The sequence below is a fragment of the Limnospira sp. genome (assembly GCF_051859755.1).
GTDB lineage: Bacteria > Cyanobacteriota > Cyanobacteriia > Cyanobacteriales > Microcoleaceae > Limnospira > Limnospira fusiformis.
In genome coordinates, this window is sequence record NZ_JBIMLI010000170.1 from 1 (window position 1) to 8,667 (window position 8,667).

General features: G+C 47.2%; 5 protein-coding genes, 1 tRNA gene and 1 pseudogene. 4 read left to right on the forward strand and 3 right to left on the reverse strand.

Annotated features, from left to right (window positions below):
* Positions 1 to 265: 265 nt before the first annotated feature.
* Positions 266 to 346, reverse strand: a tRNA-Leu gene (locus ACTIE0_RS21110).
* A gap of 171 nt (positions 347 to 517) precedes the next feature.
* Between ACTIE0_RS21110 and accC the strand changes: the two genes are divergently transcribed.
* Positions 518 to 1,879, forward strand: coding sequence for an acetyl-CoA carboxylase biotin carboxylase subunit (gene accC / locus ACTIE0_RS21115; RefSeq protein ID WP_006668217.1), 1,362 nt, complete (start codon positions 518 to 520; stop codon positions 1,877 to 1,879).
* Here accC and ACTIE0_RS21120 read toward each other — a convergent pair.
* Positions 1,876 to 2,160: a YggT family protein gene (locus tag ACTIE0_RS21120; protein WP_006624885.1), complete on the reverse strand. Its 285-nt coding sequence runs from the start codon at positions 2,158 to 2,160 to the stop codon at positions 1,876 to 1,878. The two genes, accC and ACTIE0_RS21120, sit on opposite strands and share 4 nt — an antisense overlap.
* A 977-nt stretch (positions 2,161 to 3,137) precedes the next feature.
* On the opposite strand from ACTIE0_RS21120, the pseudogene ltrA reads away from it, so the two are divergent.
* Positions 3,138 to 4,941: pseudogene (gene ltrA, locus ACTIE0_RS21125) on the forward strand (group II intron reverse transcriptase/maturase).
* The gene (locus tag ACTIE0_RS21130; RefSeq protein ID WP_006624881.1) at positions 4,832 to 6,157 is read left to right on the forward strand and encodes an RNA-guided endonuclease InsQ/TnpB family protein; all 1,326 of its coding nucleotides are present in this window, start codon (positions 4,832 to 4,834) and stop codon (positions 6,155 to 6,157) included. The pseudogene ltrA and the gene ACTIE0_RS21130 overlap by 110 nt, the downstream one beginning before the upstream one ends.
* A gap of 16 nt (positions 6,158 to 6,173) precedes the next feature.
* Here ACTIE0_RS21130 and ACTIE0_RS21135 read toward each other — a convergent pair whose 3' ends face one another.
* Positions 6,174 to 6,644 carry a DUF4079 domain-containing protein gene (locus tag ACTIE0_RS21135; RefSeq protein WP_006619778.1) on the reverse strand — a complete coding sequence of 157 codons (471 nt, stop codon included), beginning with the start codon at positions 6,642 to 6,644 and terminating at the stop codon, positions 6,174 to 6,176.
* A 232-nt stretch (positions 6,645 to 6,876) separates the two neighbouring features.
* Here ACTIE0_RS21135 and ACTIE0_RS21140 point away from each other — a divergent pair, with 232 nt between their 5' ends.
* Entirely contained in the window at positions 6,877 to 8,277 is a 1,401-nt protein-coding gene (locus ACTIE0_RS21140; protein WP_006625798.1) for an ankyrin repeat domain-containing protein, read from the forward strand.
* The last annotated feature ends 390 nt before the right edge of the window (positions 8,278 to 8,667 follow it).

Consider the following 8,667-nt stretch of genomic DNA (forward strand, 5'->3'; position numbering starts at 1 on the left):
GAACGAACCGATAGGCTTGCCATTGACGGGTATCACAAGGGAGTTACCCTATCGGTGTTTGGTTGGGGGGAGGTATGGATATTTGACAGATTGATTAAGTTGTGTTTATTGATTAACCCGTCAATAATTAAGATTTGTTGCTAAAGGATATGCACCAATCGTCCCGTATACTAAGACTGAATGGAGTGCATATTGAGTGTGACGATACGACTATCGGGTTAAGTGAATTCCCGCGATAGTAGTCAGGATAGGGGTTTAAGTAAAATGCGGATGGCGAGACTCGAACTCGCAAGGCAAAGCCACACGCCCCTCAAACGTGCGCGTATACCAATTCCGCCACATCCGCAGAAGACAACCGAGGACTAGGAATGATTTTTCCCATCGGTGTGCTAATTTACCATTGTAGCACCAAACTCCAAAATTGCCAAACTTTTTTTGCCAACAAATTTGGGTAGTATCTTCCACAAAGTCCCAAAATAACATATCCTAACTGATTATTGCCCGAACACCACCGAAAATGCGGTTTTCAAAGATCCTGATTGCCAATCGTGGGGAAATTGCCCTACGGATTCTCCGAAGTTGTGAAGAAATGGGGATTGCCACAGTGGCCGTCCACTCCACTGTAGATCGCCATGCCTTGCACGTCCAGTTAGCCGACGAAGCTGTTTGCATAGGCGAACCCAGTAGCAGCAAAAGTTATCTAAACATCCCCAACATCATCTCCGCAGCCCTAACCCGGAACGCCACCGCCATTCATCCTGGCTATGGTTTTTTAGCGGAAAATGCCAGATTTGCGGAAATTTGTGCTGACCACGACATCGCCTTTATCGGTCCAACCCCGGAGGCGATTAGGTCAATGGGAGATAAGTCCACAGCCAAAGAAACCATGCAGCGTTTCGGTGTTCCCACCATTCCCGGTAGTGAAGGCTTAGTCACCAATGACAAAGCTGCCCAAAAAATAGCCCAAAAAATTGGCTATCCAGTAATTATCAAAGCCACCGCCGGGGGAGGAGGTCGGGGAATGCGACTGGTCCGAAGCGCCGAGGAACTCCCGAAACTATTTTCCGCCGCCCAAGGAGAAGCAGAAGCAGCCTTTGGAAACCCAGGCTTATATATCGAGAAATTTATCGAGTGTCCCCGCCATATTGAATTTCAGATTTTAGCCGATGGATTTGGGAATGTGATTCACCTAGGGGAAAGGGACTGTTCAATTCAGCGACGACATCAAAAGCTACTGGAAGAAGCGCCCAGTCCGGCTTTAAATCCTGAACTCCGGCGAAAAATGGGAGAGGCGGCGGTGAAAGCAGCCGCATCAATTAACTATACCGGGGCGGGAACAGTAGAATTTTTACTCGATCGCCATGGGAAGTTCTACTTTATGGAAATGAATACCCGTATCCAGGTAGAACACCCGGTAACAGAAATGATAACGGGGCTAGATTTAATCGCCCAACAGATCCGCATCGCCCAAGGACAAAAATTGCATCTCACCCAAGATCAAATTCAGCTTAGGGGTCATGCGATCGAATGTCGGATTAATGCGGAAGATCCAGATCGCAACTTTAGACCACACCCCGGACGCATCAGCGGCTATCTTCCACCGGGGGGTAATGGGGTCAGGATTGATTCCCATGTGTACACCGATTATGAGATTCCCCCCTATTACGATTCTCTCATTGGTAAGCTAATTGTCTGGGGTCCTGACCGGGCAGCGGCTATAGTAAGGATGAAACGCGCTTTGCGTGAATTTGCTATTACCGGAGTTCCCACAACCATCAGTTTTCATCAGAAAATTATGGAAACCCCGGAGTTTCTCGAGGGTAAGGTTTACACCAATTTTGTGGAACAGTGGATGAACAAAAATTTGCCTTCTCGTTAAACAATCATTCTCAGAATTCCCTGTTGTCCCAGTAACAATTCCCGCAGGAGGCTAAAAATCCCTACCCAAATCACCGGGGTAATATCCACGCCTCCCAAAGGGGGAATCACTTTGCGGGTGATGGCTAAAAAGGGTTCCGTTGGCCAGAAAATCAGATTAAACGGAAACTGATTTAACTCGGCTTGGGGATACCAGGTCAAAACAATGCGGAAAATAAATAATAGGGTCATTCCCGCCAGGAACAAGCCCAGAGTCCAGTCTAAGATGGTAAAAGTTGTCATGGCCTTGAGTTGAAGTTTGTTAACCTTTTCCCATTTTAGGGGTTAGCCAGCCCCCTAAATTGGCAGTGGTTGCCAAGTTACAGCCTGTTCAGAAATCATCTGATCACCTCTCAAAGTCCCTCTCCCTCTATGGGATCCAGATTTAGGGTGAGGGCAATATATTAAGCGACTGGTGAACAAACTGTAACTAAAAGGGAGTTTGATGGGCTAATTGACATATTCATGGTTGATGGTATGATAGATGCACATGACATTACGACAATAGTGCGGGAGTCTGAAAGCGCCGTCGCTTTAGCGCGGGGATGAAAGACGACACGGCGACTTGAGTCGCCGTCCTGCCAAGACGGCTTATATTGTGTGCATGGATATAGCCATGATGTGCGATTCGTTCCCGCCAAAAGTAGAAGGAAAATTCCTGAAACGTAGGCAGGGCAAGGAACACAGCCCCCAAAGGGCATTGAACCTTGACAACTAGATATCGATGGTGGTGAAAGTCCATCCCGCGAGGTGTATCGCGTGAAAGCACGTCCCCCACAGTAGCGACTGGTCATCAACCTGTGAAGCGGGGATGAAAGGGAGTAAGCCTGGGTCTAAACGGGCGCCCTCTTGAGCAAGTGTCCATGGATAGAAAACGAAGTCACGTCCGAAAGCGTCGTTACTATAAACCTGCGAAAATTAGACTGACACGCAGGAGCCAAAATGGCTAAAGGATAAAGGGGAGGCTGATATCATACAGACCTCTCATACACCCAAATAAACCCGGCGTAAAGTGGCATCCTAAAGGCACAATCAATCGATATCTGGAACGAAGTAACCTCCGTTGTTGCTCTCAGGAATAAGGTCGAAATCCTGAGTAGGAAACCATCCGCAAGCCAACGTGAGGAAGGATTGAGTCAGAAGCGAATGTCTGGGGTAATGCCCAGGATATGCTGACGGACTCACGATAACTTGGAAGATGGAGCCTTAGTAGCATGGAAATGCCCAAAACGATTGGAAACAATACGGTGGTGCTGGAATGGCAAGATGTTGATTGGAAATCAATCGAACGTCGAGTCTTCCGCCTGCAAAAACGGATTCATCAAGCCGAACGTCGTGGTGACATCAAAACAGTTCGCGGACTCCAAAAGTTACTGCTGAAGAGCTGGTCAGCCAGAATGTTAGCGGCTCGTCGGGTTACACAAGATAATCAAGGCAAAAAGACGGCAGGAGTGGATGGGGTTAAATCCCTATCCCCAAAAGCACGTATGCGCCTTGTAGGTCAATTGAAGCTCAACTCAAAAGCCAAACCCGCACGTCGGGTATGGATTCCCAAACCGGGAAGAGACGAAAAGAGACCATTAGGAATACCCACAATATACGACCGCGCATTACAAGCCTTAGTCAAAATGGCACTCGAACCCCAATGGGAAGCCAAATTTGAACCTAACTCATACGGGTTCAGACCAGGTAGGTCTTGTCAGGACGCAATCGGGGCAATATTCAATGCCATTAGGTGCAAACCTAAATGGGTATTAGACGCCGACATTGCTAAATGCTTTGACAGGATTGACCATGGCAAACTATTGGACAAGCTCGAAACGATACCCGCCATCAGACGACAAATCCGGGCATGGTTAAAAGCTGGGGTAATAGATTCTGGACAGCTATTCCCGACCGATGAGGGGACACCACAGGGAGGCGTAATAAGTCCCCTACTGGCAAATATTGCCCTCCACGGCATGGAAGAGAGCATCAAGGAATTAGTGGAACAACTACCTGGAAAAGGTAGTCGTACCAATCGAAGACGAGCAGTATCCTTAATCAGATACGCAGATGACTTCGTTATCATTCACGAAAACCTTGGGGTAATCGAGAAATGTCGTGACCACATCCAGGAATGGTTGAAAGGGATGGGATTAGAACTCAAAGAGGAAAAAAACTCATATCACTCACACTCAAGAGTGTGATAACCCGGGATTCGATTTTCTCGGTTTTAACATCCGACAACATAAAGTTGGCAAATACAAAACCGGGAAGAATACCCATAATGAGCCTCTAGGATTCAAAACCATCATCAAACCCAGCAAGAAGGCTGTCAAGTCCCATTACCAGAAATTGAAACAGATAGTAGATTCTCACATCGTCGCACCACAAGAGGGGCTAATTAGGCACCTTAATCCGGTCATCAGGGGATGGAGTAACTACTACTCAACTGCGGTGTCAAAACAAATATTCTCCCAATTGGACGAACTCCTCTATTGGAAATTAGCCAGATGGGGAAAAAGAAGACACTCAAATAAGACTGGGAAATGGGTAGCTCGGAAATATTGGCGGAAGATTGGAAGTAGAAATTGGGCTTTCGCGACTCGCACGGAGTCAAACCCGATGCAGTTACGAAGCCATGCAGAAACACCAATTATCCACCACACCAAGGTCAAAGGCGAAGCCAGTCCATACGACGGTAATCTTAAATACTGGAGTACAAGAATGGGCAAACAACCAGGAATTCCTACAAGGGTGTCAAAGCTCTTGAAGAAACAAAAAGGGAAGTGCGCCCACTGCGGACTAACATTCCGGGAAGAAGACGTGATGGAAATCGACCACATCATCCCTAAGTCGAAAGGCGGAAAGGATACATACAAGAACCTCCAACTTCTTCACCGTCACTGTCACGACGTTAAGACGGCCTTAGATGGTAGTCACGGTTCTCATGACAAGAGCCAAGTTATCGAGGAGCCGGATGAGGTTAAAGTCTCAAGTCCGGTTTTGGAGACGAGTCGGGTGGGCGACTACCCGGCTTAGTTTAACTGTACTAGAGTTCAAAGCCTACGGAAAACCCCAGCAATTCAGCGCCATAGACGAGGCGGTGAGAACAGTTCAGTTCATCCGAAACCAAGCCATCCGTTATTGGATGGACAACCAGGGAACTGGACAGAACGACCTGCAAAAGCTATGTGCTCAACTTGCTAAGGAATTCCCTTTTGCTGCTGAACTCAACAGCATGGCTCGGCAAGCATCCGCAGAAAGAGCCTGGAGTGCAATCTCTCGATTCTACGAAAACTGCAAGAAGGGTATCCCCGGAAAGAAAGGGTTTCCCTCTTTTAAGAAAAATAACCGCTCGGTAGAGTACAAAACCTCTGGGTGGAAGTTAGACTCGAATCGCAAGGCAATCACCTTCACCGACAAGAAGGGCATTGGTAGACTAAAGCTCAAAGGCACTCGTGATCTGCATTTCTATCCAATAGAGCAGATTAAGCGAGTTCGCCTCGTCAAAAGAGCCGATGGCTACTATGTTCAGTTCTGTATTCGTGTAGAACGGACTGAATTTGTTGAACCCTCTGGTCGAGCCATCGGCTTGGATGTTGGACTCAAAGAGTTCTACACCGATAGCAACGGTGAAACAGTTGGAAACCCCCGGCATCTCAGGAAAAGTGAATCACGACTAAAGCAGTCGCAGCGCACTGTTTCCAGAAGGAAGAAAGGGGGTCAGAATCGAGCCAAGGCCAAGGTGGTTCTAGGCAAGCGCCATCTCAAGATAAGTAGGCAGCGTAAAGATTTGGCTGTGAAGTTGGCAAGATGCGTAATCCAGTCTAACGACTTGGTAGCCTATGAAGATTTGAGAATCAGGAATATGGTGCGAAATCACAGCCTTGCTAAATCGATTAGCGACGCTTCCTGGTATCAGTTTAGGGTGTGGTTGGAATATTTGGGCAAGGTGTTCGGCAAGAGCACTATTGCTGTTCCACCCCACAGGACAAGCCAGGAATGCTCTCGCTGCGGTGTCATTGTGCAGAAGACTTTATCCACTCGAACTCATGTTTGTCGATGTGGATGTGTGATGGACAGGGACTATAATGCAGCGAGAAACATCCTTAGTCGGGGATTGAGTACGGTAGGGCATACCGGAACTTTGGCGCTAGACGCAAGCAACGCTTCAGGAGAATCGACCTCTACTTTGGCTGGAGCAATCCTGTCTGAGCAAGTTGGCTCGTTGAGTGAAGAATCCCCGTCGCTTTAGCGCGGGGAGTGTCAAACTACATATTGCTGATAATCCGTTGCAGGATTTCTACCCCTGTTAGGGCTTGCCATAAAAACAGTCCTAACAATACTGTGTTCAAGCCGATATGAGTATATCGCGCCCAATTAACCCCCTTTTGCATCAGGGGACTCAGAGAAGCTGAAACCGCCACCATTCCAGTCATCCCTAATCCTACTAGGAGATGAGGACCCACAAATAATTTATGGTTGTTGATATAGGTGACACTCATTCCACCAATAGAGCCTAGCACCATCAAAGCCAGGATCAGCGACCCGACTTGATAGTGTTTGCTATTGAATTTTCCCTTGATCAGTTCTTTTTTCTGTTCCCCCTCGGATGACCTGGTGCGCCGAATTTGCACCCCTAGGTACATTGCGTAAATTGTTAGCGCTAACAACACCCACATAATCGCTGGGTGAATAAAATTCAGGTAGGGTTTGATAGTATCTGGAATTGGCAGATCCATAGTGTTCTCCGAATCGGTAAAATGATGAAACCTTAATAAAACTTAGCATATTACCGATCAGTTGTGTTTGTGATATCTTCCGGCTGTGGGAATTTGCTTATGTTATGGGCTAAAAAGATTGACTGTTTTTGATAGATCCTGCGAAGATGCAATTGGCAACTGCGGGGTTCTCTATTATGGAGTCATCGTAGTTCTGTCCTCCAACCAACGAGTGGGATGAGAAAAACATTTCATGGGTTCAACAACACAGCGGGACACTACCTTACTTAGAGCGGTTAAGACGGGTAATTTAATTAACACCCGCGCTCTCCTGGCTAAGGGGGGAAATGCTAACGCTAAAGATCGCGATGGTGTTACGGTGTTAATGTTCGCAGCACAGGCAGGATACTTGGAGATTTTGCGGGTGTTGGTGCAACGGGGAGCTGATGTTAATTATGCTAGTCGCCGCTATGGTATCACGGCCCTTATGGTGGCGGCGGCTCATGCTCAACTTGATTGCGCTCGTTTTCTACTACAAAGCGGCGCTAATGTCAATGCTCAAAATGAGGACGGTAGCACGGCTCTCATGGCTGCTACCCAGATGGGCGATCGCTCTATGGTAAAATTGCTATGCCACCATGGGGCTGATGTTAATGTCATCGATCGCTCCGGCGATACAGCCTGGAAATTAGCCCTATCACAAAACCATCTCGAAATTGCTGAAGACCTCCGGGAAGCTGGGGCTACCTTAGAGCCATTACCTGATTCGAGCATATTATTTCCGGTGGTTGCCTCTGGTCGCCCTGAAGGTCTCCCCACCTGGCTGGACATGGGTTTAAATGTCAATGTCTGTAATGAGTCTGGGGAAACTCCCCTTATGGTGGCTACTGATAGGGGAGATTGGCAAATGGTAGAATTATTGATCCGAGCTGGGGCTAATGTTAATGCCCGCAATAGCGATGGTAGCACCGCTCTCATGGCGGCGGCGGCTCAGGGTCAATTATCTATCGCTAGTGCCTTGCTTAAAGCTGGGGCTGATATTTATACTGGCGATCGCGATGGTGAAACTGCTCTACATTTGGCTGTCCTAGAAGGACACCAGGATATGGTGAAACTCCTATTGGGTTGGGGTGCTGATGTTCACGCGGTTAATCGCTTCGGCGATGTCCCCCTGATGTTGGCAGCTATCCAGGGACATAGTGAAATTATGACTCTGTTAGTTCCTCGTATTTCTCGCGATCGCCGTGATGCTCTTCTTAATGCTAAAATTAGTGGCGAAACTCCTCTTTCTTTGGCTATCCGACAGGGAGATTTAAACGCTGTACAAATCCTGCTTAATAGTGGTGCCGATATTCATCTGACTACAGAAGGCGGTAAAACTCCCTTGATGACCGCCGCTGAAGTGGGAAATGTGGCGATTATTGAACGGCTACTTCTTACCCCAATTGACCTGAATCTTCAGGACGAAAAGGGAGCTACAGCTTTGATGTGGGCGGCTCATCGTGGTCATCAGTTCGCAGTTCAATTGCTCATTGAACGCGGTGCAAATATTAATCTTAAACATCGTGGGGGTTGTACAGCTTTAATGTTAGCCGAATTTAACCGACATCACGAAATTGTTAAGCTGTTGAGAGCCGCTGGCGCTCAAGAATAACTTGATTTTTTATTCAATTAACCAACCCTCGCGCGGAAAGAATAGAGGTTGACAGGGACGGCGAGGAATGCTATGATAGATGTATAGTTAGATAATGGTAATATGTCTATCCCAGAACAAAAAGCATATATCTCTATTATATAGAATATACCATGAAGCCCAGGCAAAAGTCAAGTCCCCTGCCTCGAATCGGGCGAATTTTTAACATTAATTAAAATTTGTTACAAAACTTAACATAAATGGGAAGATCATGATTTCCCAGGAGGTTGAGCAATTGACGCTGATACATTTACGCGACATTTATCCGGCTATTGCCTGACAATGCGACGATAGCACTATTACCCGTTAAGGCAACAGAGGCGGTATCCCGCAAAGCTTTTAGAAAGATTC